21 protein-coding genes are annotated in these 25,576 nt (G+C 72.7%); 13 read left to right on the top strand and 8 right to left on the bottom strand.

Annotation, left to right across the window (positions count from 1 at the left end):
* Positions 1-53: 53 nt before the first annotated feature.
* The 5 genes from ACFY7C_RS27745 to ACFY7C_RS27765 all read right to left on the bottom strand — a co-directional run bounded on the left by ACFY7C_RS27745 (position 54) and on the right by ACFY7C_RS27765 (position 7,801).
* Positions 54-1,001, bottom strand: coding sequence for an alpha/beta fold hydrolase (locus ACFY7C_RS27745; RefSeq protein ID WP_389655386.1), 948 nt, complete (start codon positions 999-1,001; stop codon positions 54-56).
* Complete coding sequence (locus ACFY7C_RS27750) at positions 998-1,492, bottom strand: phage holin family protein (RefSeq protein ID WP_389655388.1); 495 nt, start codon at positions 1,490-1,492, stop codon at positions 998-1,000. The genes ACFY7C_RS27745 and ACFY7C_RS27750 overlap by 4 nt, the downstream gene beginning before the upstream one ends.
* A 46-nt stretch (positions 1,493-1,538) precedes the next feature.
* Complete coding sequence (gene nhaA / locus ACFY7C_RS27755; protein WP_389655390.1) at positions 1,539-2,954, bottom strand: Na+/H+ antiporter NhaA; 1,416 nt, start codon at positions 2,952-2,954, stop codon at positions 1,539-1,541.
* A gap of 248 nt (positions 2,955-3,202) precedes the next feature.
* Positions 3,203-5,158 (bottom strand): acetate--CoA ligase, encoded by a 1,956-nt coding sequence (gene acs, locus ACFY7C_RS27760; RefSeq protein WP_389655392.1) that lies wholly within the window; start codon positions 5,156-5,158, stop codon positions 3,203-3,205.
* Positions 5,159-5,350: 192 nt separating this feature from the next.
* Entirely contained in the window at positions 5,351-7,801 is a 2,451-nt protein-coding gene (locus ACFY7C_RS27765) for a SulP family inorganic anion transporter (protein WP_389655394.1), read from the bottom strand.
* Between the two features lie 257 nt (positions 7,802-8,058).
* Between ACFY7C_RS27765 and ACFY7C_RS27770 the strand changes: the two genes are divergently transcribed.
* On the top strand, positions 8,059-9,354 hold the full coding sequence (locus tag ACFY7C_RS27770) for a hypothetical protein (protein ID WP_389655396.1): 1,296 nt from the start codon (positions 8,059-8,061) through the stop codon (positions 9,352-9,354).
* Between the two features lie 104 nt (positions 9,355-9,458).
* On the opposite strand, the gene ACFY7C_RS27775 is transcribed toward ACFY7C_RS27770, so the two are convergent.
* The gene (locus ACFY7C_RS27775; RefSeq protein WP_389655398.1) at positions 9,459-10,445 is read right to left on the bottom strand and encodes an ATP-binding protein; all 987 of its coding nucleotides are present in this window, start codon (positions 10,443-10,445) and stop codon (positions 9,459-9,461) included.
* Positions 10,446-10,547: 102 nt separating this feature from the next.
* On the opposite strand from ACFY7C_RS27775, the gene ACFY7C_RS27780 reads away from it, so the two are divergent.
* A complete protein-coding gene (locus ACFY7C_RS27780; RefSeq protein ID WP_389655400.1) occupies positions 10,548-11,366 on the top strand; it encodes an oxidoreductase in 819 nt (272 codons plus the stop codon).
* A 391-nt stretch (positions 11,367-11,757) separates the two neighbouring features.
* On the opposite strand, the gene ACFY7C_RS27785 is transcribed toward ACFY7C_RS27780, so the two are convergent.
* Positions 11,758-12,612 carry an HAD family hydrolase gene (locus tag ACFY7C_RS27785; protein ID WP_389655402.1) on the bottom strand — a complete coding sequence of 285 codons (855 nt, stop codon included), beginning with the start codon at positions 12,610-12,612 and terminating at the stop codon, positions 11,758-11,760.
* Positions 12,613-13,227: 615 nt separating this feature from the next.
* On the opposite strand from ACFY7C_RS27785, the gene ssd reads away from it, so the two are divergent.
* The 7 genes from ssd to ACFY7C_RS27820 all read left to right on the top strand — a co-directional run bounded on the left by ssd (position 13,228) and on the right by ACFY7C_RS27820 (position 18,158).
* Positions 13,228-14,295: a septum site-determining protein Ssd gene (ssd, locus tag ACFY7C_RS27790; RefSeq protein ID WP_389655404.1), complete on the top strand. Its 1,068-nt coding sequence runs from the start codon at positions 13,228-13,230 to the stop codon at positions 14,293-14,295.
* On the top strand, positions 14,292-15,443 hold the full coding sequence (locus tag ACFY7C_RS27795) for a TadA family conjugal transfer-associated ATPase (protein ID WP_389655406.1): 1,152 nt from the start codon (positions 14,292-14,294) through the stop codon (positions 15,441-15,443). Before ssd ends, ACFY7C_RS27795 begins: the two co-directional genes overlap by 4 nt.
* Before the next feature lie 5 nt (positions 15,444-15,448).
* Positions 15,449-16,312: a type II secretion system F family protein gene (locus ACFY7C_RS27800; RefSeq protein ID WP_389655683.1), complete on the top strand. Its 864-nt coding sequence runs from the start codon at positions 15,449-15,451 to the stop codon at positions 16,310-16,312.
* On the top strand, positions 16,309-17,085 hold the full coding sequence (locus ACFY7C_RS27805; RefSeq protein ID WP_389655408.1) for a type II secretion system F family protein: 777 nt from the start codon (positions 16,309-16,311) through the stop codon (positions 17,083-17,085). Before ACFY7C_RS27800 ends, ACFY7C_RS27805 begins: the two co-directional genes overlap by 4 nt.
* 221 nt (positions 17,086-17,306) lie before the next feature.
* Complete coding sequence (locus ACFY7C_RS27810) at positions 17,307-17,444, top strand: DUF4244 domain-containing protein (protein WP_389655410.1); 138 nt, start codon at positions 17,307-17,309, stop codon at positions 17,442-17,444.
* A complete protein-coding gene (locus ACFY7C_RS27815) occupies positions 17,431-17,772 on the top strand; it encodes a TadE family type IV pilus minor pilin (RefSeq protein ID WP_389655412.1) in 342 nt (113 codons plus the stop codon). The genes ACFY7C_RS27810 and ACFY7C_RS27815 overlap by 14 nt, the downstream gene beginning before the upstream one ends.
* Positions 17,769-18,158, top strand: coding sequence for an Rv3654c family TadE-like protein (locus ACFY7C_RS27820; protein ID WP_389655414.1), 390 nt, complete (start codon positions 17,769-17,771; stop codon positions 18,156-18,158). The genes ACFY7C_RS27815 and ACFY7C_RS27820 overlap by 4 nt, the downstream gene beginning before the upstream one ends.
* A 151-nt stretch (positions 18,159-18,309) precedes the next feature.
* On the opposite strand, the gene ACFY7C_RS27825 is transcribed toward ACFY7C_RS27820, so the two are convergent.
* Entirely contained in the window at positions 18,310-20,820 is a 2,511-nt protein-coding gene (locus ACFY7C_RS27825; RefSeq protein WP_389655416.1) for a DEAD/DEAH box helicase, read from the bottom strand.
* An 80-nt stretch (positions 20,821-20,900) separates the two neighbouring features.
* On the opposite strand from ACFY7C_RS27825, the gene ACFY7C_RS27830 reads away from it, so the two are divergent.
* The 4 genes from ACFY7C_RS27830 (at position 20,901) to ACFY7C_RS27845 (ending at position 25,519) form a co-directional block, all read left to right on the top strand.
* Entirely contained in the window at positions 20,901-21,254 is a 354-nt protein-coding gene (locus tag ACFY7C_RS27830) for an STAS domain-containing protein (protein ID WP_345487142.1), read from the top strand.
* A gap of 71 nt (positions 21,255-21,325) precedes the next feature.
* Complete coding sequence (locus ACFY7C_RS27835) at positions 21,326-21,784, top strand: ATP-binding protein (RefSeq protein WP_389655418.1); 459 nt, start codon at positions 21,326-21,328, stop codon at positions 21,782-21,784.
* A gap of 560 nt (positions 21,785-22,344) precedes the next feature.
* On the top strand, positions 22,345-24,699 hold the full coding sequence (locus ACFY7C_RS27840; protein ID WP_389655420.1) for a sodium-translocating pyrophosphatase: 2,355 nt from the start codon (positions 22,345-22,347) through the stop codon (positions 24,697-24,699).
* Positions 24,700-24,874: 175 nt separating this feature from the next.
* Positions 24,875-25,519: a small secreted protein gene (locus ACFY7C_RS27845; protein ID WP_389655422.1), complete on the top strand. Its 645-nt coding sequence runs from the start codon at positions 24,875-24,877 to the stop codon at positions 25,517-25,519.
* Positions 25,520-25,576: the final 57 nt, after the last annotated feature.

The raw sequence follows: 25,576 nt of genomic DNA on the forward strand, positions 1-25,576 counted from the left end.
CCGCCAATTGGCGTATGCGCGGGGCACATGGCAGTTCGAAGGACGCGGGTGTGTCAGCGGTCCGGTTCGGGATCCTTGAGCCAGTTGACGAGCTCCGTGGTGAACGCGACCGGGTCCTCCTCGTGGGGGAAGTGTCCCAGTCCGTCGAAGAGCCGCCAGCGGTACGGCGCCTCCACGTACTGTCCGGAGCCGGCCGCGCTGCGGGTCCGCATGACCGGGTCGAGCGAGCCGTGCAGATGCAGGGTGGGCACCCGCACGGGCCGCTTCATGCGCCGGTTGAACTGGATGCCGTCCGGCCGGGCCAGCGAGCGCACCATCCAGCGGTACGGCTCGATGGAGCAGTGCGCCGTCGACGGGATGCACATGGCCCGCCGGTAGACGTCCAGGGCCTCCTCGTCGGCGGCCGACCGCGGGTTCGGCCCCGACCAGTCGTCGATCAGCCTTCCCACGAGCGCACCCTCGTCCGCGACGAGTTGACGCTCCGGCAGCCACGGCCGCTGGAACCCCCATACGTAGGAACCGGCCCGCGTCTGGGAGAAGTCGGAGAGCATCGCCGAGCGCCAGCGGCGCGGGTGCGGCATCGAGGAGACCACGAGCCGGCGCACCAGCTTGGGCCGCATCACGGCGGCCGTCCAGGCGAGGTAGCCGCCCAGGTCGTGCCCGACGAGCGCCGCGTCCGGCTCGCCGAGCGAGCGGACCACGCCGGTGATGTCGAGGGCCAGGTTCGCGGGGTCGTAACCCCGGGGCGTGCGGTCGCTGCCGCCCACGCCGCGCAGGTCCATCGCCACGGCCCGGAACCCGGCCTCGGCGAGGGCGGGCAGCTGGTGGCGCCAGGTCCACCAGAACTGCGGGAAGCCGTGCAGCAGGAGCACCAGCGGGCCGTCGCCCATCTCGGCGATGTGGAAGCGGGCGCCGTTGGCCGCCACGTCGCGGTGGGTCCACGGCCCGTCGATGCGGACGGGGCTTCCGCCGTTGGTGCTGCTGCTCTCAGGGACGGTCATGCAGACGAGCGTGCCACAGACGGGGCCTTGTCCAGAGCGAGCTGGGGCGCGTCGGCCGACGGACGGGGATGCGGCTTGACGTTCTGCATGATCGCCGCCGTCTGCTTGGCCGAGGAGATGGTCTTCTCCGGCTTCTTGACCTTCTTGAACTTCGCCACGGCGAACAGGCCGAGCAGTCCGGCGAGCAGCACGTTCGCCGCGAAGGACAGCAGGAAGCACCAGGCGAGGTTCCAGCCGCCGTCGCCGTTGTGCCCGCCGGTCCAGGTGTTGATGCCGTAGGCGAGGGCGAAGCTGAGCATCGGCAGCGAGAACAGCAGCACCGCGCCCGCCGCCATCCCGGCGGCGCTGCCCATCGCGCCGCGCTTGACGTCCTGGCGGATCTCGGCCTTGGCCAGGGCGATCTCGTCGTGCACCAGTGCGGACATCTCGGCGGTCGCCGAGGCGACCAGCTGGCCGAGGCTGCGCTCGGCTCCGTCGAACGGGTCGCTCATGGCTGTTCCCTCTCCTCTTCTACGGTCCGTACGGTCCGACCTCAGATCATGCCGGACGGTCGGCCTCATCGCGCGATGCCCCCGCGAGTCGGGCGCGCTCGCGGTGCTCGGCGGCCTTCCGTTCGTGGATCTCGGCCATCCTCAGGTGGTACCCCGGGTCGTGTTCCTCATAGATGTCGGGGATGCCGTCCTGGTCGTCGTCGCGCTCCTCCTCCGCGCACAGGGCCTGGTACCTGCGGACCCGGAGCTTCAGCAGCACCGAGGCGAGGAGGGCGGCGATGAGCGAGCCCATGAGGACGGCGGCCTTCACCTCGTCGGTCAGGGCGGTGTCGCCGGCGAAGGCGAGCTCGCCGATGAGCAGCGAGACCGTGAAGCCGATGCCGGCGAGCGAGGCGACGGCGAAGACGTCCGGCCAGGCCAGCTCGGGGTTGAGCTCGGCCCTGGTGAAGCGGGCGGCGAGCCAGGTGCCGCCGAAGATGCCGAGGGCCTTGCCCACCACGAGACCGAGCACCACGCCCAGGGTGACGGGCTGCGTGAAGACCTTCCCGATGGCACCGCCGGAGACCGCGACCCCGGCCGAGAACAGCGCGAACAGCGGCACGGCGAGGCCCGCCGAGACGGGACGTATCAGATGCTCGATGTGCTCGCCGGGAGAGTGCTTCTCGCCCTCCCGGGTGGTGCAGCGCAGCATCAGACCCATGGCGACGCCGGCGATGGTGGCGTGCACCCCGCTGTTGTACATCAGGCCCCAGATGACCAGGGCGAGCGGCACGTACACGTACCAGCCGCGGACTCCCTTGCGCAGCAGCAGCCAGAAGACGGCGAGGCCGGCGAAGGCGCCGCCGAGGGCGGCGAAGTTCAGGTCGCCGGTGAAGAAGACCGCGATGATCAGGATGGCGAACAGGTCGTCGACCACGGCGAGGGTGAGCAGGAAGGCCCGCAGGGCCGAGGGCAGGGAGGTGCCGATCACGGCGAGGACGGCGAGCGCGAAGGCGATGTCGGTGGCGGTGGGCACCGCCCAGCCGTCGAGTCTGCCGTCGCCGATCGTGTTGACCAGCGTGTAGACCAGGGCGGGCACGGCCATGCCGCAGATGGCGGCGATGACGGGAAGGGCGGCGGCCCTGGGGTCGCGCAGCTCGCCCGCGACGAGCTCACGCTTGAGCTCGATGCCGGCGACGAAGAAGAAGATCGCCAGCAGGCCGTCGGCGGCCCAGTGCTGGATCGACAGGTCGAGCCCGAGGGCGGCGGGGCCGATGTGGAAGTCGCGGAGGGACGCGTAGCTGTCCTTCAGGGGCGTGTTGGCCCACACGAGCGCGGCGATCGCGGCCACGAGCAGCAGCACACCGCCGACGGTCTCGGTGCGCAGCGCGTCGGCGACGAACCGGCGCTCGGGCAGCGAGAGACGACCGAGGAAGCTGCGGCGGTCGGGGGTGGGGGTGGGCGTGGTCGTGGGCGCGGGCACGGTGAGAACCTCCGGTCGGTGGGCAGCGCGAAGCACATGCCGACCAGACTTCCCGGCGCACCTGGGTTCGTTTGTCGCGTCACTGACGCGGTCCTTACTTTACCTAAAGATGCTCGGTGGCGTCCGGCGATCTTCACTTTAAGTGCATACGAGGACAGCGGCACTCCCTGTGGACAACCGCCTGTGGGCAACGCGAAGGCGCCCGCCCCGGAGGTCCGGGACGGGCGCCGACCTGCGCTTTCAGGTGCTCAGTCCTCGCTGGACGCGGCCGGCAGCTTCGTCTGGATGAGGTCCATGACCGACGAGTCCGTCAGCGTGGTGACGTCCCCCAGCTCGCGGTTCTCGGCGACGTCCCGCAGCAGACGCCGCATGATCTTGCCGGAGCGGGTCTTGGGCAGCTCGGCCACCGGCAGGATCCGCTTCGGCTTGGCGATCGGGCCGAGGGTCGCGCCGACGTGGTTGCGCAGGTCGCCGACGAGGCTCTCGTCCTCGCTCGCCGTGCCGCGCAGGATCACGAAGGCGACGATCGCCTGCCCGGTCGTCTCGTCGGCGGCGCCGACCACGGCCGCCTCGGCGACGGCCGGGTGGGAGACGAGCGCGGACTCGACCTCGGTGGTGGAGATGTTGTGGCCCGAGACGAGCATGACGTCGTCGACCCGGCCGAGCAGCCAGATGTCCCCGTCGTCGTCCTTCTTCGCGCCGTCGCCGGCGAAGTACCTGCCCTCGAAGCGGGACCAGTAGGTGTCGAGGAAGCGCTGGTCGTCACCCCAGATGGTGCGGAGCATCGACGGCCACGGCTCGGTGAGGACCAGGTAGCCGCCGCCCCCGTTCGGGACCTCGTTGGCCTCGTCGTCGACGACGGTGGCGGAGATGCCGGGCAGCGGGCGCTGGGCGGAGCCGGGCTTGGTCTCGGTGACGCCGGGCAGCGGCGAGATCATCATCGCGCCGGTCTCGGTCTGCCACCAGGTGTCCACGATCGGGCAGGTGCCGCCGCCGATGTGCTCGCGGTACCAGATCCACGCCTCGGGGTTGATCGGCTCGCCGACCGAGCCGAGGACGCGCAGCGACGACAGGTCGAACTTCGCGGGGATGTCGTCGCCCCACTTCATGAACGTGCGGATCGCGGTCGGCGCCGTGTAGAGGATCGTGACGCCGTACTTCTGCACGATCTCCCAGAACCGGCCCTGGTGCGGGGTGTCGGGGGTGCCCTCGTACATGACCTGGGTCGCACCGTTGGCCAGCGGCCCGTACACGATGTACGAGTGGCCGGTGACCCAGCCGATGTCGGCGGTGCACCAGTAGACGTCGGTCTCCGGCTTGAGGTCGAAGACGGCGTGGTGGGTGTACGCGGCCTGGGTCAGGTAGCCGCCGGAGGTGTGCAGGATGCCCTTCGGCTTACCCGTCGTGCCGGAGGTGTAGAGGATGAAGAGCGGGTGCTCGGCCTCGAAGGCCTCCGGGGTGTGCTCGGCCGACTGGCGGCCGACGATGTCGTCCCACCAGACGTCCCGGCCCTCGGTGAAGGCGGTCTCCTGGCCGGTGCGGCGGACCACGAGGACGTGCTCGACCTGCGGGCAGCGGGAGACGGCCTCGTCGATGGCGGGCTTGAGCGCGGACGGCTTGCCGCGGCGGTAGCCGCCGTCGGCGGTGACGACCAGCTTGGCGTCGGCGTCCTGGATGCGGGAGGCGACGGCGTCGGCCGAGAAGCCGCCGAAGACCACGGAGTGGGCGGCGCCGATCCGGGCGCAGGCCAGCATGGTGATGGCGGCCTCGGGGATCATCGGCATGTAGACGGCGACCCGGTCGCCCTTGCGGACACCCAGCTCGGTCAGGGCGTTGGCCGCCCTGGACACCTCGTCCTTGAGCTCGGCGTACGTGATCGCGCGGCTGTCGCCGGGCTCGCCCTCGAAGTGGATGGCGACCCGGTCGCCGTTGCCGGCCTCGACGTGCCGGTCCACGCAGTTGTACGCGACGTTCAGCTCGCCGTCGGCGAACCACTTGGCGAAGGGCGGGTTCGACCAGTCCAGGGTCTCGGTCGGCTCGGTGGCCCAGGTGAGCCGCCTGGCCTGCTCGGCCCAGAAACCCAGCCTGTCCGCCTTGGCCTGCTCATACGCGTCCGCCGTGACGTTGGCGCGCGCGGCCAGCTCGGCCGGCGGCGCGAAGCGGCGCTCTTCCTTGAGCAGATTGGCCAAGGATTCGTTGCTCACGACATCTCCCATTCCCAGGGCGTCCTACGTGCCTGTGTGTCCCGCGTCATAGCTCACCAGGCAGAGGCCCGGGTGACAAGAGCCTCCGGCCAATTGGTTTAGACCTGTGAGCGACACGCGGAGGTGGCCCCCGCTTCCCGAGCGGAGGGGAGCGGGGGCCACACACTTTCACGGACGAACGGAGCGGAAGGTTCAGGACGCGCGGGCGGTCTCCCGGTCGCCGGTCCCCGTCCCGGCCGCCGGCATGCCCCCGGTCCGGCCGCCGCTCCCGGCCGCCGTCGGCGGCACGTGGTTGAAGACGTCGTCGTAGCTGTGCACCTCGTCCGTGTCGGCCAGCAGGTAGGCCTGCGCCTCGCCCACGTGGAAGTACATCCCGTGCAGGGTCAGCGTGCCGTCGGCGAGCCGCCGCGCCACCGACTCGTACGCGCGCAGGTGCTCCAACTGCTGCACCACGTTGGTCAGACACAGTTGCTCGACCGCGTCGGCGGGCAGCCGCCCGGAGATCCTCGCCCAGGCGTGCCGGCGGCTCGCCATCCGCTCCAGGCTCGGCCGGCCGTGCCGCAACCAGCGGCGCAGCGGGCTCGGCGGGTCGTCGGGGCCGCTGTTCAGCAGGGCCTGCATCGCGCTGCAGCCGGAGTGGCCGCACACCGTGATCGACTCGACCCGCAGCACCTCCACCGCGTACTCGATCGCCGCCGCCACCGAGTCGTCCCCGCTCTCCTCGCCCGGCAGCGGCACCAGATTGCCCACATTGCGCACGGTGAACAGGTCTCCCGGACCACTGGACGTGATCATGCTGGTGACCAGCCGGGAATCGGCGCAGGTCAGGAAGAGCTGCGAGGGCTGCTGGCCCTCCCGGGCGAGGCGGGCCAGCTCGTCCCTGACCAGTGGGGCGGTGTCCCGCTGGAACGCGCCGATGCCGCTCGCCAGCCGGTGCGCCGTGGGGCTCGGCGCCTCTTCGGCATCGGCCGGCTGCTCCTGGCACTGGTGGTTGCGCCACGGCGTCCACGGGCGGCAGCAGGAGTGGCCGCCCGCCTCGTAGTCGCCGTCGGAGCCGAAGCCGTCGACCGGTCCGTGGCCCTGGGTGGGCTCGGTGATCCGGCGGCCCGAGGGGCCGGTCATGTCCACGCTGCCACCACGGGACAGATGCGCGGCCTGCCAGTCGTGCAGCGTCTCGTACGCCGCGTGGTCCATGAACGAGCCGTCCAGCTCCACGACGACGTCGGAGCCCGGCGGGAGCTGGTGCAGGGCCCGGCTCAGCCGGGGCACCGCGAGGAAGGTCAACTGGCCGCGGATCCGCACCAGCTGGCGCCCGTCCCGCTCCTCCCGGGTGATCCGGGTGCGGGCGAGGCGGTGCATCGCGACGGCGACCGCCACCGCGATGCCGAGGGCCACGCCCTCCAGGATGCCGACGAAGACCACACCCGTCACCGTCACCGCGTACACCAGGACCTCGCGGTGGCGGGTGACCGTGCGGATGTGCGTGATGCTGACCATCTGGACGCCGACGACCATCACGAGGGCGGCGAGCGCGGGCAGCGGGATCAGCTCGAGCAGCGGGACCAGGAAGAGGGCCGCGAGCACGATCCACAGGCCGTGCAGCATCGTCGAGTGGCGGCTCACCGCGCCGGCCGAGACGTTCGCGACGCTGCGGACCGCGACCCCGGCGACCGGTAGACCGCCGAGCGCCCCGGAGACCATGTTCGCCGCGCCCTGCCCCGCCAGCTCGCGGTCGAGCCGGGAGCGGGGGACGGCGGCGGTGCCCGTGTCGGCGGCACGCTTCGCCGCCAGCTTGTCGACGGCGACGGCGGACAGCAGCGACTGCACGCTGGTGACCAGCGTGATCGTGAGCACACCGGCCGCGATCCCGAGGACCGGCCCGTCCGGAAGGCCGGGCAGGGCGTGGCTGCTCCAGGACGGCAGATCGACCCGCGGCACACCGAGTCCGGCGAGCGTGGCGAGCACCGTGGCGGCGGCCACGGCGACCAGCGCCGCGGGCACCAGGCGCAGCAGCCGTCCCGTACGGCCGGGCAGCCGTGGCCAGACCAGCAGCAGGCCGACGGTGAGGGCGCTGACGGCGAGTGCGGCGGGGGAGACGTCCGCCAGTTGGGCGGGCAGGCCGAGGGCGTTGTCCACGGCGGAACTCTGGGGGTTGCCCCCGAGCACGATGTGCAGTTGGGCGAGGGCGATGGTGACGCCGATGCCCGCCACCATCCCGTGCACGATCGCCGGGGACACGACGAGGGCGGAGCGGGCCACCCTCAGGGCGGCGAGTCCGAGTTGGGCGAGCCCGGCCAGGACGGTGATCGCGCAGGTGGTGCGCCAGCCGTAGCGCTGGATCAGCTCCGCGGTGACCACGGTCAGTCCGGCGGCGGGGCCGCTGACCTGGAGCGGGGAGCCGCCGAGGCGGCCGGCGACGATGCCGCCGACGGCGGCGGCCACCAGGCCGGCCTGGAGCGGGGCGCCGGTGGCGAGGGCGATGCCCAGCGAGAGCGGCAGGGCGATCAGGAAGACGGTCATGGACGCGGACAGGTCCGCGCCGGCGATGCGGAAGCGGCGGTGGCCCTTCCCGCCGTCCGGCGGGCTGTGGGGGCGCTGGACGCGGGGTCGGCTGGTCGTGCGGTCGGGGGTGCAGAGAGTCATCTTCCCGTCTCCTCCGGGGGCAGCGCGGTCGCGGCTCGTGCGGGGTGCAGCGGCGGGATACCGATCAACGCTCGGTAAATGAACAGTAATGGAGAGTAAAGACTCCGGCATTATTTTCAGGGCAAACAGGGCAATGATTCACCGGTTCCGGTGACAGAACGTGCGCATGCCGCTTGTCGTCGACGTTCCCCGGCCGTCGTGGTGCGACCTTGACGCCGCTCGTACGGAAATCCGAGGATCCGAGGAGAGGTGTGCGGATGTCAGCCGCCGCGAGAGGGACCACAGTCCAGAAGAGGGCGCTCGCCGTCGGCGCGCTCGCCGTCGCGCTCACCACCGGCCTGGCCGGCTGTTCGGGCTCCGGCGGTTCCGCCCCGGGCGCCGCGGCCGGAGCCAAGAAGGGACCCGCCGCCGCCCCGCAGAGCGCGATGCGGCTGATCGGCGACGGCTCCACAGCCTTCACCGGCGCCCAGCCCCACCAGCCGGTCTGGGAGCGCCTGAAGCCCGGTCAGCAGCCGCCGCAGTTCGTCGTGTTCTCCTGGGACGGCGCCGGCGAGGACAGTCAGAAGCTGTTCTCGCACTTCCGCGGGGTGGGCAGGAAGTACGGCGCGACGATGACCTACTTCCTCAGCGGCGTCTACCTCCTGCCGCAGGAGAAGCGCGAGCTGTACGACCCGCCGCGGCACTCCCCGGGCCGCTCCGACATCGGCTTCAACGATGTCGAGGGCATCCGCGACACCGTGCGCGAACTGCGCGCCGCGTGGCAGGAGGGCAACGAGATCGGCACCCACTTCAACGGCCACTTCTGCGGCAAGGACGGGGGCGTGGGCACCTGGTCGGTCGAGGAGTGGAAGAGCGAGATCAACCAGGCCAAGTCCTTCGTCAAGAACTGGAAGACCAACGCCGGCCTGAAGGCGGAGAAGCCGCTCCCGTTCGACTACGACAAGGAGCTGGTCGGCGCCCGCACACCGTGCCTCGAGGGCCGGAAGAACTTCGTCCGGGCGGCGGCGCAGATGGGCTTCCGCTACGACACCAGCGGCGTCAACGACCAGATCTGGCCCAAGAAGGACCTGGGCCTGTGGGACCTGTCGATGCAGCTCGTCCCCGTGCCGGGCCGCGCCTTCCAGACGCTCTCGATGGACTACAACTTCCTGGTCAACCAGTCCGGGACGACCAAGGGCGACCCGTCGATGCACCGCTACTGGGGCAACCAGATGCGCGACGGCCTCGTGCAGGCCTTCGAGCGCTCGTACCGGGGCAACCGGGCGCCGCTGATCATCGGCAACCACTTCGAGTCCTGGAACGGCGGCACCTACATGCGTGCCATCGAGGAGACCATCGCGACGGTGTGTGTGCAGAAGGACGTCAAGTGCGTCTCCTTCCGCCAGCTCGCCGACTGGCTCGACGCACAGGACCCGGACGTCATCGCCAAGCTGCGCACCCTGAAGGTCGGCCAGGCCCCTCCGGGCGGCTGGCAGAACTTCCTGGCGCCCGCGCCCGCCGCACCGGCGGGCCCCCCGGCCCCGGCGGCCAAGCCGGCCGCCGCCGGGCACTGACCCGCCGGACGCGCCACTGAGGCACCTCCCGCCACGGCCCGGGGCCGGACCTCGTCATGAGGTCCGGCCCCGGTTCTTCGGTTGTCCGCCGCCGGCGCCGGGCGTCAGCTCGGCTGGGGCACCGCCAGGCTCTCGCCGAGCACGAACCCGGGGTCGACCTGCGCCGCCAGGTCGGCCCCCGTCTTGGCGTTGCCCCAGCTCTCCGCGTTCCTCAGGTGGAAGTGCACCATCTGGCGCGTGTAGCGCTCCCAGTCGCGGTGGGCGTACGAGTCGTCCGCGGCGTCCTGGAGGGCCTGGAGGGCCGTGCGGTTGGCGGCCTCCAGGAGCTCGAAGCGGGGCGGGCGGCCCTTCTCCATGGCGCGCACCCAGTCGGAGTGGCCGACCGTCACCAGGAGGTCGTCGCCGACCTCCGCGCGCAGGAACTCGACGTCGTCCGTGCCCTGGACCTTGTTGCCGACGACCTTCAGGGCGACCCCGAAGTCCCGCGCGTACTCCTTGTACTGGCGGTAGACGGAGATGCCCTTGCGGGTCGGCTCGGCGACCAGGAAGGTCATGTCGAAGCGGGTGAACATGCCGGAGGCGAAGGAGTCGGAGCCGGCGGTCATGTCGACCACCACGTACTCGTCCGGCCCGTCCACCAGGTGGTTCAGGCACAGCTCCACCGCGCCGACCTTCGAGTGGTAGCAGGCCACGCCGAGGTCCGACTCGGTGAACGGGCCCGTGGCCATCAGCCGGATCCCGCCGTCGTCCAGCGGTACGGGCCGGGCGCACGCCTCGTAGACCGGGTTGTCCTCGCGGACGCGGAGGAGCCGCGAGCCCTCGCCGGGAGGTGTGGTCTTGATCATCGTGTCGGCGGAGGTGATCCGCGGGTTGGAGCCGCGCAGATACTCCTTGATCAGCGGCAGGTGCGCGCCCATCGCGGGCAGCGCCGCGGCCTCCTCGTCGGAGAGGCCGAGCGCCGCCCCGAGGTGCTGGTTGATGTCGGCGTCGACCGCGACGACCGGAGCCCCGGCGGCGGCGAGGTGTCGAATGAAGAGCGAGGACAGCGTGGTCTTGCCGCTGCCGCCCTTCCCAACGAAAGCGATCTTCATGTTCACCTAGCGTAGCGGCATGCTCGCGGTCTGTGGTCAAGCTGCGTGAAGAAGACCACTCCAAGGTGGGGTGGCGGTCCCGGGCGCGTAGCCTCCCTACTTATGAGTACGCACGCCTCTGACCCCCTGGCCGCCCTCGGCTCCCTGCCGGGCGTCGCCGATTCGGTGGACTCCGTACGCAAGGCCGTCGACCGGGTCTACGGCCACCGCGTGATGCGCCGCCGCAGCAACGAGATCACCGCCGAGGCGGCGCTGCGCGGGGCGCGCGGCTCGGCCGCCCTCTCGGGTGCCGACTGGGCCCTGGAGGAGGTTCGCCGGCGTACCGACTTCAGCGCGGACGCGGAGGCCCGCACGGTCGGCGCGGCCCTGCGGTTGACCGCGGAGTGCGGCCAGCTGCTCTCCATCTGGCGGCAGTCGCCGCTGCGGGTGCTCGCCCGGCTGCACCTGGTCGCCGAGGGCGAGCCGCGCGACTCGACGGGCCGGCCGCGCCAGGCGGGCGAGGCGGTGGACGAGCCACTGATCGAGGTGCCGCTGCCGGACCCGGCGGAGGTGTCGGGCCGGCTCGACGGGCTGGCCGACCTGATCATCGCGGGCGGCGACGCCCCGGCCCTGGTCACGGCCGCCGTGGTGCACGGCGAGCTGCTCGCCCTGCGGCCCTTCACCTCCCACAACGGTCTGGTCGCGCGGGCGGCGGAGCGGATCGTGCTGATCGGCAGCGGTCTCGACCCGAAGGCGATCTGCCCGGCCGAGGTCGGCCACGCGGAGCTGGGTCGGGCGGCCTATCTGGCCGCCTTCGAGGGCTATCTGTCGGGGACCCCGGAGGGTATGGCCGCCTGGATCGCGCACTGCGGTCGCGCGGTGGAACTCGGGGTGCGGGAGTCGACGGCGGTCTGCGAGGCGCTGCAGCGCGGCGCGGCCTGAGGTCCGGGCTCTGGGGTCTGGGGCCGGGAACGTCCCGACCCCTCGGGCTGGGCGCCTGTCGACAAAGGGTTGCGGCGGTACCAGACTTCGGTACCGCCGCTGGCACGTCCGCCCAGTTACCAAGCGTCCTCGATATGTGCCCATCAGGCGGGGAACTTTGCCCTTCGCCTGGTGCGGCTGGCCCTTAATCGAAGGGTCGACGTCGCGTGGGTGCCAGGTTTCCGTGCTTAGGTCCGTGGGGCCTTCTTGCTCAACAGGTGATCCTCTCGGATGTCCCAGGTCTCGCGGGCCTGATTCCTTTCTACTCCTGTCCGGAAGGAAGCGAAAGTCCTGACCCCGCTTCTTTGCTTTCTTCTCAAATCCGGGCAAAGCGATCGGCAAGAGGGGCGGCCTAGGCGCCCAGGGCCGCCCGTGTCAGCGCGGCCTGCCGGCGGCGGCTGGCGTACCAGACGAGACCGGCGGTGGCGGCGGCCGCTCCCACGGCCGCGGCGGCGACGAGGGCCGGGCGGGGCGGCATCCGGAACTCCGGCAGCCGCTGCTTGAGCCGGACCGGCTTGTCGAAGGACAGCACCGGCCAGTCCCGCGCGGTCGCCTCCCGGCGCAGCGTCCGGTCGGGGTTCACGGCGTAGGGATGACCCACGGCCTCCAGCATCGGCAGATCGGTCGCGGAGTCGCTGTACGCGTAGCAGCGCGCCAGGTCGTAGCCCTCGGACTCGGCGAGCTCCCGGACCGCCTCCGCCTTGGTCGGGCCGTACGCGTAGTACTCCACCTCGCCCGTGAAGCAGCCGTCCTCGCCGACCACCATCCGGGTGGCGACCACCCGGTCGGCGCCGAGCATCTCGCCGATGGGCTCGACGACCTCGGCCCCGGACGTCGAGACGATCACGACATCGCGCCCGGCGGCGTGATGGTCCTCGATGAGCGAGGCCGCCTCGTCGTAGATGAGCGGGTCGATCAGGTCGTGCAGGGTCTCGGCCACGAGCTCCTTGACCTGAGCGACGTTCCAGCCTTTGCAGAGCGCGGAAAGATATTCGCGCATCCGCTCCATCTGGTCGTGATCTGCTCCGCCCACCAGGTAGACGAACTGGATGTACGCCGTCCGCAGCGCGGCACGGCGGCTGATCAGTCCGCCCCGGTAGAAGGACTTGCTGAAGGTCAGCGTCGAGGACTTCGCAATGACCGTCTTGTCCAGGTCAAAGAAGGCGGCTGCGCGCGGCATCGAGTGGTTTTCCACGAGCCTGAGCATAGGTGCCCGCCATTCGGCGTACGCTCGGGCGTGTGGGTTTGCCTGAGAAGGCTCTCGGGTACACCATGGAAGTCACGGATCGTTCGCGACCGTGCTAACCCGGACCGGCTCCTCCCCCCCCGAGTCGGCCGGAGAGACGACCCCCGCTCTCCCCCCCGGCGGGGGTCGTCGCATGTCCGGACGCGTTTTCGTCCATCGTTCCACCATTTTTCTCCCTCCCTCCGCGTCGTGGCCGACGTCCGGCACGAGGCCGCGAGCTCCGCCGTTTCGTCACTCAGCGTAGTCGACGCACTGCTCTCCGGGCGGTACCGGTTTGGGTGGCGAAGTTATTCACAGGCGGGGGGTTATCCACAGTTTTCGAGCAAGATCCACAAGATTTCCGAGACGCCTGCACGGTGATTCCGGCCGCGAAGTCCGCGGACCGCAGGAATCACGTGAGGGGTGTGTGCTGTGGAGGGAACGAAGGCTTCCGCGACGTGGCCGCGAGACGGATCCGCCGGGGGCCCGCTCGCGGGCCGGGGCACGGGCCCGGGCAGGGGCGTGGGCGTCGGCCCGGGCGGGAGCGCGGGTGCGCGTACGGGGGAGACGAGGGCGGAGGACGCGGAGGCGGAGGACGTGGGGGTGCGGCCGGTCCGGCCGCTGATCGTGACCGAGGACCTCGTGCTCCTCGACGACCTCCTGCGGCTGTGCGCCGCCGCCGGCGCCGAGCCCGAGGTGCACCACACCGTGCCCGAGCACCGGACGGCCTGGACCGACCCGCCGCTCGTCCTCGTCGGCGACGACGCGGCCGCCCGCTGCCGCGACGCCACCCGCAGGCCCGGTGTCCTGCTCGTCGGCCGCACGCCGGACGATCCGGGCGTATGGCGGCACGCCGTCGAGATCGGCGCGGAGGGCGTCCTGATCCTGCCTGACGCCGAAGGCCGGCTCGTCGACCTGATCGCCGACGCCGTCGAAGGAGCCGACGGGCAGGCGCTGACCGTCGGCGTCATCGGCGGACGCGGCGGCGCCGGAGCCTCCACCCTCGCCTGCGCCCTGGCCCTCGCCGCGGCGCGCGCCGGGCAGCGCACCCTCCTCGTCGACGGCGACCCGCTCGGCGGCGGACTCGACGTCCTGCTCGGCGGGGAGCGGACCGAAGGGCGGCGCTGGCCCGACTTCGCCGCCTCGAAGGGACGCGTCGCCGGCGGGGCCCTGGAGGAGTCACTGCCCTCGGTACGGGGACTGCGGATCCTCAGCTGGGACCGGGGTGATCCGGTCAGCGTGCCGCCCGAGGCCATGCGCTCGGTGCTCGCCGCCGCCCGCAGACGTGACGGGGTGGTCGTGGTCGACCTGCCGCGCACGATCGACGCCGCCGCCACCGAGGCCCTGGCCCAGCTCGACCTCGGCCTGCTGCTCGTCCCCGGCGAACTCCGGGCCGTCGCCGCCGCCCACCGTGTGGCCATGGCCGTCGGCACGGTGCTCGGGGACCTCCGTGCGGTGGTGCGCGGGCCCTACGCGCCCGGGCTCGACGAGCGGTGGATCGCCGATGCCCTGCGACTGCCCCTCGCCGGCGAACTCCCCTACGAACCCGAACTGACGACGGCCGGAGACGGCGGGGCACCGCCCGGCGCCGACACGCGCGGCGGACTCGCCCGGTTCTGCACCGCGTTCTGGGAGCGCGTCCTCACCCCGGAGCGTGCGGGATGAGCGGCACGGGACTGCTCGACGCCGTGCGCCAGCGGCTCGCGGAGAGCGGCGCCGAGCCCACTCCGGCGCGGGTCGCGGCGGCGCTGCGCGCCCAGGGACGGCTGCTCGGAGACGCCGAAGTGCTCGGCGCCGCGGAGGAACTGCGTTCCGAACTGGTCGGCACCGGACCGCTGGAGCCCCTGCTCGCCGACCCCCGGGTCACCGACGTCCTGGTCTCCGCACCCGACCGCGTCTGGGTGGACCGCGGTGCGGGGCTCGAACCGACCGGCGTGACGTTCCCCGACGCGGCGGCGGTACGGAGGCTGGCGCAGCGGCTCGCGGCCGTGGCAGGACGACGCCTCGACGACGCCCGCCCCTGGGTGGACGCCCGGCTGCCGGACGGCACCCGGATGCACGCCGTCCTGCCGCCGGTCGCGGTCGGCTCGACCTGTCTGTCGCTGCGGGTGGTCCGGCCGAGGGCCTTCTCCGTGGGGGAGTTGACCGACGCGGGCACCGTCCCGCCGGGCGGTGAGCCGGTGCTGAAGGCGCTCGTCGAGGCCCGGGTCTCCTTCCTCGTCAGCGGCGGCACCGGATCGGGCAAGACGACCCTGCTGTCCACGCTGCTCGGCCTCGTCGGCGCGCGGGAGCGGATCGTCATCGCCGAGGACTCGGCCGAACTGCGCCCCGACCACCCCCATGTGGTGCGCCTGGAGGCGCGCCCGCCCAACCAGGAGGGCGCCGGACTCGTGACCCTCCGGGACCTGGTGCGGCAGGCGCTGAGGATGCGGCCGGACCGGCTGGTCGTCGGCGAGGTCCGAGGGGCCGAGGCGGTCGATCTCCTGGCCGCCCTGAACACGGGCCACGAAGGAGGCTGCGGGACGGTCCACGCCAACACGGCGGCGGACGTCCCCGCCCGTCTCGAAGCCCTGGGAACGGCGGCCGGGCTCGACAGGGCGGCCCTGCACAGCCAGTTGGGCGCCGGTCTCTCGGCGGTGCTGCACCTGGTGCGGGACCGGTCCGGGCGGCGGCGGATCGCCGAGGTGCACGTCCTCGAAAGGAACCGGGAGGGACTGGTGGTGACGGTGCCCGCGCTGCGCTGGGCGGCGGACGGGTTCGAGCGGGAGCGGGGCTGGGGGCGGCTGCGGTCGCTGATCGGAGGGGAGCGGTGACGGTGATGACGGTGCTGGGCGGACTTCCGGCGCAGGGCGCGGCGGCGCTGTGCGCGGTCATGGCGCTGTGGTGGACGGCCCAGCGAGAGCGGGCGGTCCGCAGGGCCCGGGCGGTCCTGGCCCTGCCGGGAAGCTCCGGCGCGGCGCCGTGGACGGAGGCCGCCGGACGGTGGTGGACGGCGGTGCGCGGCCGACGGGAGTGGCTGTGTCTGCCGGTGGCGGGAGCGCTCGCGCTCCTCGGCTCCTCGCCCCTTCCCCTGCTCGCCGGGGCGGCCGCGGTGCCACTGGTCGGGCGCAGGCTGCGGGCGGCCCGCGCCGGACGGGAACGGGAAGCGCGCGCCGACCGGGTGGTGGCGCTGTGCGGGGCGGTCGCGGGCGAGCTCAGAGCGGGCCGGCAGCCCGCGCAGGCGCTCGCGTTCGCGGCACGGACGACCGGGGCGCTCGATGGGGAGGAGGCCGCGGTCCTCGCCGCCGCCCGGTTCGGTGGGGACGTACCCGAGGCGCTGCGCCGGGCGGCCCGGCGGGACGGCGCCGACGGTCTCGCCGGACTGGCCGCCTGCTGGCAGGTCGCCGTGGACGGCGGCGCGGGCCTCGCCGCCGGCCTCGACCGGCTGGAGGCCGCGGTCCGTGCCCAACGGGACCAGCGGGAGCGGCTGCGGGCCCAGATGGCCGGAGCCTGGGCCACGGTGGCGGTCCTCGCCGTCCTGCCGGTCGCCGGACTCGGCCTCGGTGCGGCACTCGGCGCCCGCCCGCTGTGGGTGCTGCTCCACACACCCGCGGGCCTGGGCTGTCTGCTCGTCGGCGGCGTTCTGGAGGCGCTGGGGCTGTGGTGGGCGGCCAGGATCGTGCGGGCGGGTGAGCGGCCATGACGGTGCTCCTCGCGGCGCTGTGCGCCGTGGCGGCGGTGGGCACGGCCCTGGCGGACCGGCGCCGCTGCCGGCGGGCACGCCGGCGGATCAGCGAACTCCTCGCGGCAGGCCCGGAGCCCGGAGGGGGACCGGCACCGGTCCGCAGACGGCGGCGCGGACTCCCGGCCCCGCTGCGGGCCTGGGGCGCGCCCTGCCTGGCGGGTCTCGGCGTGTACGTCCTGATCGGCGGGCTCGTCGGACTCCTCGCCGGGATCGCCGCCGCCTGGGGACTGAAGCACTGGCGGGCGCGGCGACCGCGAGGCGCGGGCGCCAGTGGCGTGGACGACACGGAGGCGGAGCGGCAGCTGCCGCTCGCCGCCGACCTGCTGGCCGCCTGCGCCTCCGCCGGAGCCGGACCGGGCGAGTCCGCCGAGGCGGTCGGCCGGTCACTGGGCGGCCCGGTCGGCGAGCGGCTGATCCGCACCGCCGCCGAGCTGAGGCTCGGGGCCGAACCGGCCGAGGTCTGGCGGAGGTTCGGGGCGATACCCGGTGCGGAGGGCCTCGCCCGCTGCCTGGAGCGCGCGGCCTCCTCCGGGGCGCCCGCGGCCGAGGCCGTGGCGCGGCACGCCGAGGGTCTCCGGGCCGCCCGCGCCCGCGCCGCGACGACCCGCGCGCAGCGGGCACAGGTGCTGATCACGGCGCCGGTCGGGCTCTGCTTCCTGCCCGCCTTCCTGGCGGTGGGCGTGGCGCCGGTGGTGATCGGTCTGGCGAGCGGGCTCCTCGGCGGCCGGTGACACACGCGGCTCGACGAGCCCCAAGCCCCCGAAGGCCCGAAGGCCCGAAGGCACCGAAGACATCGACACGCGACACGAACACGCCGACACGACGGCACGACGGCACGACGGCACGACACGACGACGACACGAGCGAGAACGGGAGTCGGGACATGGAGATCAGGAACCGCCTGAGCGGGTGGTGGCGGACGCGGAAGGCCGCGGCGCGGCGGGACGCGGGAATGAGCACGACGGAGTACGCGATGGGCACCATCGCAGCGGCGGGCTTCGCCGCCGTGCTGTACAAGGTCGTCACCAGCGGCGCGGTCACGAGCGCGCTGGAGTCGGTGATCGGGAAGGCCCTCGATGCGCCGTTCTGACCGGGGTTCGGTGACCGCCGAGGCGGCGGTCGTGCTGCCCGCCCTGGTCGTGTTCACAGCGACCTTGCTGTGGGCGCTGGCCGCGGCCGCCGCGCAGATCCAGTGCGTCGACGCGGCCAGGGCCGGGGCGCGGGCGGTGGCCCGCTCCGAGCCGCCGCCGGCCGCCGAGGCCGCGGCCAGGGCCGCCGCCCCCGAGGGCGCCAGGGTCGGCGTCGCGCGGGAGGGCGACCTCTGGCGCGTCACCGTGGAGGCGACGGCACCCGGGCCCGGCGGACTGGGGCTGACCCTGCGGGCCGCCGCGGTGGCGCTCGCCGAGGAGACGGTGTGAGCGGCGCCGGCCGGGCCGACCGGGGAGCGGCGACGGTGTGGACCGCGATCGCGGCCTGCGCCCTGTGTGTGGTGTTCGGTGCCGTGCTCGCGCTCGGTCAGGCCGTCACCGCCCGCCATCGCGCGGGCGGCGCGGCGGACCTGGCCGCCCTCGCCGCCGCCGACCGCGCGCTGTGGGGCGAGGAGGACGCCTGCGCGGCCGCGAGCCGCGTGGCCATGGCCCAGGGCGCCACGCTGGTGCGCTGTGACGTCCGAGAGGACGTCGCGGACGTCACCGCTCAGGTCACCCTCGGCCCCTGGACGACCGCGATCAGATCCCGCGCGGGCCCACCCCTCTCCTCACCCCTTCAGGGCCCGCCGGCGGGGCCGACCGCTCCGTACGGCTGATCCGAGCCCCGCGACCGGAGGGTCGCCCGGTCGCCGGCCCGGAGCCCGGCCCCGAGCCCGGCCCGGAGCCCGGTCCGGAGCCGCCACGGACGGCGCCGGCACGTACCCGTCCCGCAGGGCCTCCGGCCCTGAGAGGGCGACTCGCCGAGGGCTACTCCCTCTCGGCGTCCTCGCTCCCGTGGTCCTGCCCGTTCTCGTTGTGGCCGGCCTGCTCCTCGGGGGCTCCGCGGAGGAGCTCGGTCAGGAGACGGACCGCGCCTCGCTTGTGGAGGGGGTCGTTGCCGTTGCCGCATTTGGGGGACTGGATGCAGGAGGGGCAGCCCGCGTCGCATTCGCAGGAGGCGATGGCCTCGCGGGTGGCGGCGAGCCAGGAGCGGGCGGTGTGGAAGGCGCGCTCGGCGAAGCCCGCGCCGCCCGGGTGGCCGTCGTAGACGAACACGGTCGGCAGCAGCGTGTCGGGGTGGAGCGGGACGGAGACGCCGCCGATGTCCCAGCGGTCGCAGGTGGCGAAGAGCGGCAGCATGCCGATGGAGGCGTGTTCGGCGGCGTGCAGGGCACCGCCGAGGATCTCCGGGTTGATCCGGGCGGCGTCCAGCTGGTCCTCGGTGACCGTCCACCACACGGCCCGGGTGCGCAGGGTGCGGGGCGGCAGGTCGAGCCTGGTCTCGCCGAGCACCTCGCCGGTGATCAGACGGCGGCGGAGGAAGGAGACGACCTGGTTGGTGACCTCGACGGAGCCGTAGCAGAGGCGGCCGGCTCCCCACGGGATCTCGGTGTCGGTGGACAGGACGGAGATGGAGGTGGTGTCGCGGGCGGTGGTCGAGTACGGAGGGTTCGCCTCCTCGACGAGGGCCACCGAGTCCTTGAGGTCGAGCTCGCGGACCAGATAGGTGCGGCCCTGGTGGAGGTGGACGGCGCCCTCGTGCACGGAGGCGTGGGAGGCGGCCTCGTCGACCGTGCCGAGCAGCCGGCCGGTGCCGGACTCGACGATCCGGACGGGACTGCCGCCGCCGCCCCGGATGTCGGTCAGGTCGGCGGCCCGCTCCCGGCGGGTCCAGTACCAGCCGGTGGACCGGCGGCGCAGCAGCCCGGCGGCCTCCAGCTGGGGCAGCAGGTCGGGCACGGCCGGGCCGAACAGCGTCAGGTCGGACTCGGTCAGCGGCAGCTCCGCGGCGGCGGCGCACAGATGGGGGGCGAGGACGTACGGGTTGTCGGGGTCCAGGACGGTCGACTCGACCGGCTGCCGGAAGATCGCCTCGGGGTGGTGCACCAGGAAGGTGTCCAGCGGGTCGTCACGGGCCACCAGGATCGCGAGCGCGCCCCCGCCGGTGCGCCCCGCGCGGCCGGCCTGCTGCCACAGGGAGGCGCGCGTCCCGGGATAGCCGGCGATCACGACGGCGTCCAGGCCGGAGACGTCCACGCCCAGCTCCAGGGCGGTCGTGGCGGCCAGGCCGAGGAGTTCGCCGGAGTGCAGGGCCCGCTCCAGGGCGCGGCGCTCCTCGGGGAGGTAGCCGCCCCGGTAGGCGGCGACCCGCCGGGCGAGGGAGCGGTCGACCTCGGCGAGGCGTTCCTGGGCGATCACCGAGATCAGTTCGGCGCCGCGCCGGGAGCGGACGAAGGCGACCGAGCGGACGCCCTGCACCGTCAGGTCGGTCAGCAGGTCGGCGGTCTCGGCGGTGGCGGTGCGGCGGACCGGGGCGCCCTGCTCGCCGTGCAGCTCGGTCAGCGGCGGCTCCCACAGGGCGAAGACCAGGTCACCGCGCGGGGAGGCGTCGTCGGAGACCTCCGTGACGGGCAGGCCGGTGAGCCGGCCGGCGGCGAGGGCGGGTTCGGCGGAGGTGGCCGAGGCGAGGAGGAAGACGGGCTCGGAGCCGTAACGGGCACAGACGCGGCGCAGCCGGCGCAGCACCTGGGCGACGTGGGAGCCGAAGACGCCCCGGTAGGTGTGGCACTCGTCGATCACGACGTAGCGGAGGGAGCGCAGGAAGGAGGACCAGCGGGGGTGGGAGGGAAGTATGCCCCGGTGCAGCATGTCGGGGTTGGTGAGCACGTAGTTGGCGTACTGGCGGACCCACTCGCGCTCCTCGACCGGCGTGTCGCCGTCGTAGACGGCGGCCCGGATCCGGTTGCCCAGCGGCGCGGCCAGTTCGCGTACGGCACGCCGCTGGTCGGCGGCGAGTGCCTTGGTGGGGGCCAGGTACAGGGCGGTGGCGCCGCGCCCGTTGGCGGCCTCGGCGCCGTCCAGGAGGGTGGACAGGACGGGGGTGAGATAGGCGAGCGACTTGCCCGAGGCGGTTCCCGTGGAGATCACCACCGAGGTGCCGTCCAGGGCGTGCTCGGCGGCTTCGGCCTGGTGGGCCCAGGGGTGCTCGATGCCGGCCTTCTCGATGGCGGCGATCACTTCCGCGCGGATGCGGTGCGGCCAGACGGCATGACGGCCCGCACGGGCGGGCAGATGCTCCGTATGGGTGATGCGCGCGGCCCGGCTCTCGCCTCGGGAGAGCCGGTCGAGGATCTCGCCGGGAGAGGGGCGGCTGCCCGTCTCTCCGGCGGGTCGGCTGGGGCGGTGATTCTTTGCCATCGGCACCGAGTGTGTCACCGGCGTGACGGACAATGCTCCCAAGGCGTCGTGCATGGCTGCCGGTAAGTGATTGAATGCCATCGCGGCCGGCGATCCGTCCCGTGGCTCCGCACGGGAGACCCCGAGGGACGGCCGCTCGATAGCTAGGTGCTGGAGGACCCGTGGACCTGTCTCTGTCGACTCGCACTGTGCCCGGCCCCAATGGCGACCGTACGGTCGTCGAGGTCGGTGGCGAGATTGATGTGTATACCGCGCCCAAGCTGCGCGAGCAGTTGGTCGAGTTGGTGAACGACGGCAGCTACCACCTGGTTGTCGACATGGAAGGCGTGGACTTCCTCGACTCGACCGGCCTCGGCGTGCTGGTGGGCGGTCTGAAGCGCGTGCGCGCGCATGAGGGATCGCTGCGTCTGGTCTGCAACCAGGAGCGCATTCTCAAGATCTTCCGGATCACGGGCCTGACCAAGGTGTTCCCGATCCACACCTCGGTCGACGAGGCCATCAACGCCGCCGACTGAGGCCACGCGGAGCCGTCGCTCCGCCCGCCTCGCTTCGCGCAGCCGCCGAGAACCCCAGGGGGATCGATCGCATGGCCACCGTTGAACTCCTCTTCAGCGCCCAGCCCGAGCACGTCCGCACGGCCCGCCTGGTGGCGGCCGCGGTGGCGCGCAGGGCCGGGGTCGACGAGGCGGTCCTCGACGAGGTCCGGCTCGCCGTCGGCGAGGCATGTTCGCGCGCGGTGGGGCTGCATCGCAGCAACGGCGTCACCACGCCGGTCAGAGTCGTGCTGACCGAGGAGGAGAAGACCTTCTCCATCGAGGTCGGCGACGAGGTCCCGGGCGCGGGCGTGGCGGCTGCGGACGCCGTCGGAGTGCCCGGTGCCCGTGACGCGGCGCCGGCCGAGGAGTTCGACGACGCGGACGGCGAGGACGAGATGGGTCTCGCGGTGATCCGCGGGCTCGTCGACGACGTCGAGGTGAGGGCCGGAGAGGACGGCGGCACCATCAGGATGAGCTGGCCCGCCCACCCGGACGCCGCGCCGGCCTGACCTCGCGGCCCGACCTCGTCGGCGATCGCCCGCGGACCGCTACGGACCGGCCGCGGACGACCGCCGTGCGGGCGACGGCCGCCTGCGCACGCGCGCAGACGGCCTGCCGTACCCGCAGACGCGCCAGGCAGGCCCGTAGGCGCTGGTCAGCCCGTGAACGCCGTACGGGCCCTCAGGCGGTCCCGCAGACCCATGGACCGCATCGATGCCCGCCCCGGACCCCTCGGACGGCCACGACCGGACGGCCACGACGAAGCGCCGACCACGAGTCGGCGAGGAGTGAGCCGCGGGTCGGCCACGACCCAGCCCGCGCGCCGCCCGTCGACCGGCTCCGCAGCGGGCGCGGACGCCGCGCGGCGAGCCGAGCAGTACGAAAAGAGGCCCTGCGACGCAGGGCCTCTTTTTCCGTTCCCGGGCGTCATCGAATGCTTTAGGGCCATTACCGCATTCGGCGGTACTTGCGAGCTATTCGTGAATTCCGATTGCGGCGACCTGTTTTGATCGGGTTTCTCTCCTTACAATCCGCCTTGTCTTGACCACGCGACGTCAAGGAGGACGGAATGGCGGGTCTCGCAGCCGCGGTGCTCACTCAGGAGAACCGTGTGATCGTGGTCGTCATCGCGGCCGTCGCCCTCGCGGCGCTGGTCGTGGCGCAGGTCCTCGTCCGCCAGGTGCTGGCGGCCGGCGAGGGCACGGAAACCATGAAGAAGATCGCGGCCGCCGTGCAGGAGGGCGCGAACGCCTATCTCGCCCGGCAGCTGCGCACCCTCGGCGTCTTCGCCGTCGTCGTCTTCTTCCTGCTCTTCCTGCTGCCGGCCGACAACTGGTCCCAGCGGGCCGGGCGCTCGCTGTTCTTCCTGGTCGGCGCGCTTTTCTCGGCGGTCACCGGATATGTCGGCATGCGGCTCGCCGTCCGCGCGAACGTCCGGGTCGCCGCGGCGGCCAGGGAGGCCACACCCGCCGAGGGGGAACCGGAGAAGGACCTGGCCACGGTGTCGCACCGGGCCATGAAGATCGCCTTCCGTACCGGGGGCGTGGTCGGCATGTTCACCGTCGGACTCGGTCTGCTCGGCGCGTCCTGCGTGGTGCTCGTCTACGCCGCCGACGCGCCCAAGGTCCTGGAGGGCTTCGGCCTCGGCGCCGCGCTCATCGCGATGTTCATGAGGGTCGGCGGCGGCATCTTCACCAAGGCCGCCGACGTGGGCGCCGACCTCGTCGGCAAGGTCGAGCAGGGGATCCCCGAGGACGACCCACGCAACGCCGCCACCATCGCGGACAACGTGGGCGACAACGTCGGCGACTGCGCGGGCATGGCCGCCGACCTCTTCGAGTCGTACGCCGTGACGCTCGTCGCCGCGCTCATCCTCGGCAAGGCCGCCTTCGGCGACCTCGGTCTCGCCTTCCCCCTGATCGTGCCGGCGATCGGCGTGGTCACCGCGATGATCGGCATCTTCGCGGTCGCCCCGCGGCGCGCCGACCGCAGCGGGATGACCGCCATCAACCGGGGCTTCTTCCTCTCCGCGCTGATCTCGCTCGCCCTCGTCGCCGTCGCCGTCTTCGCCTACCTCCCGTCCTCCTACGCCGACCTCAAGGGCGTCACCGAGCCCGGCATCCTCACCCACAGCGGCGACCCGCGGGTGCTGGCACTGGTCGCGGTCGCCATCGGCATCGTGCTCGCCGCCCTGATCCAGCAGCTCACCGGCTACTTCACGGAGACCAGCAGGCGTCCCGTCCGCGACATCGGCAAGTCCTCGCTGACCGGCCCCGCCACCGTCGTCCTCGCCGGGGTCTCCATCGGCCTGGAGTCGGCCGTCTACACGGCCCTGCTGATCGGCCTCGCCGTCTACGGGGCGTTCCTGCTGGGCGGCGCCTCCATCATGCTGGCGCTGTTCGCGGTCGCCCTCGCCGGCACCGGGCTGCTCACCACGGTCGGCGTGATCGTCGCCATGGACACCTTCGGCCCGGTCTCCGACAACGCCCAGGGCATCGCCGAGATGTCCGGCGACGTGCAGGGCGCCGGCGCGCAGGTCCTCACCGACCTCGACGCCGTCGGCAACACCACCAAGGCGATCACCAAGGGCATCGCGATCGCCACCGCCGTGCTCGCCGCGGCCGCGCTCTTCGGCTCCTACCGGGACGCCATCGCGACCTCCGTCGCCGACGTCGGGGCGAGGGCGAGCGAGACGAACCTCTCCATGAACATCTCCCAGCCCAACAACCTCTTCGGGATGATCCTCGGAGCCGCGGTCGTCTTCCTGTTCTCCGGCCTGGCCATCAACGCCGTGTCCCGGTCGGCCGGCGCCGTCGTGTTCGAGGTGCGGCGGCAGTTCCGCGAGCACCCCGGGATCATGGATTACACGGAGAAGCCCGAGTACGGGCGGGTCGTCGACATCTGCACCAAGGACGCGCTGCGCGAACTCGCCACGCCCGGGCTGCTCGCCGTGATGGCCCCCATCGCGGTCGGCTTCGCCCTCGGCGTCGGCGCGCTCGGCTCGTATCTCGCCGGGGCGATCGGCACCGGCGCCCTGATGGCCGTCTTCCTCGCCAACTCCGGCGGCGCCTGGGACAACGCCAAGAAGCTGGTCGAGGACGGTCACCACGGCGGCAAGGGCAGTGACGCCCATGCCGCGACCGTCATCGGCGACACGGTCGGCGATCCCTTCAAGGACACCGCGGGACCGGCCATCAACCCGCTCCTGAAGGTGATGAACCTGGTCGCGCTGCTGATCGCGCCCGCCGTGGTGCAGTTCAGTTACGGGGAAGACGCCAGCGCCTGGCTGCGGGCCCTGGTCGCCGTCGTGGCGATCGGCGTCATCGTGGCTGCGGTGCGGGTCTCCAAGCGGCGGTCGGTGGCGGTCGGGGCGGACTCGACCGACCGGGACGACTCCTCGACGGGCGCCGCGGTCACTCCGTAGCGCTTGATGACGCGCCGTCATGACGGGGGCGGACGACACGTTCTGACGTGACGTCCGCCCCTGTCTCCTTGGTGCAAACGGCTTCAATATCGGATGAATCGGTCGCACGATCGATGGAAGTCGCTCGTACGACGTGTATGTTCCGGGGCCGAGAGCCTTCGAAGGGACCGATCCGGTGAACAAGAAGCTTGCGGCCGCACTGTCCGGCGGCGCGGTACTGGTGCTCGTGCTGTCCGGCTGCGGCGACGACGAGGGCGACAAGGTCAACGACTGGGCCAAGACGTTCTGCGACCAGGCGCAGCCGCAGATCCAGAAGCGGGCCAACGCCAACCAACTGATCATCTCCACGGCGGCCGACAGCAAGCCCGCCACGATCCAGGCGGCCGACTCGAAGGCCTTCCAGGACATCGCCGACGCCGACCGGGCCCTCGCGAAGGCCGTCGAGAGCGCCGGGGTGCCGCCCGTCGACAACGGCGAGAAGATCCAGCAGGACGCCATCAAAGAGCTCAACGCCACGGCCGTCGCGTACGACGGGCTGAAGAAGCAGGTGGACGCGCTCGACACGACGAACCAGCAGAAGTTCGCCGACGGGCTCAAGGTCGTCTCCGACAACCTGGCGAAGATCCAGAACATGGACCAGGACGCCGTCGCCAAGCTCCAGGCGGGCGAGCTCGGCCAGGCCATGGCCAAGCAGCCGGGCTGCCAGACCCCCAAGGCGTCCACCCCGCCGACCGCTTCCCCGAAGGCGGGCGGCCCGGCGGACAAGCCTGCCACCGCCCCGTCCGGCAAGCCCAGCGCCTCGGCCAAGAGCGAGGAGTAGCCCGGCGGCGGCACCTCGCCCCGGTCCAGCCCGGTCCGGTCCGGTCCGGGCGGTTCG

The organism is Streptomyces sp. NPDC012769 (assembly GCF_042901205.1).
Lineage (GTDB): Bacteria > Actinomycetota > Actinomycetes > Streptomycetales > Streptomycetaceae > Streptomyces.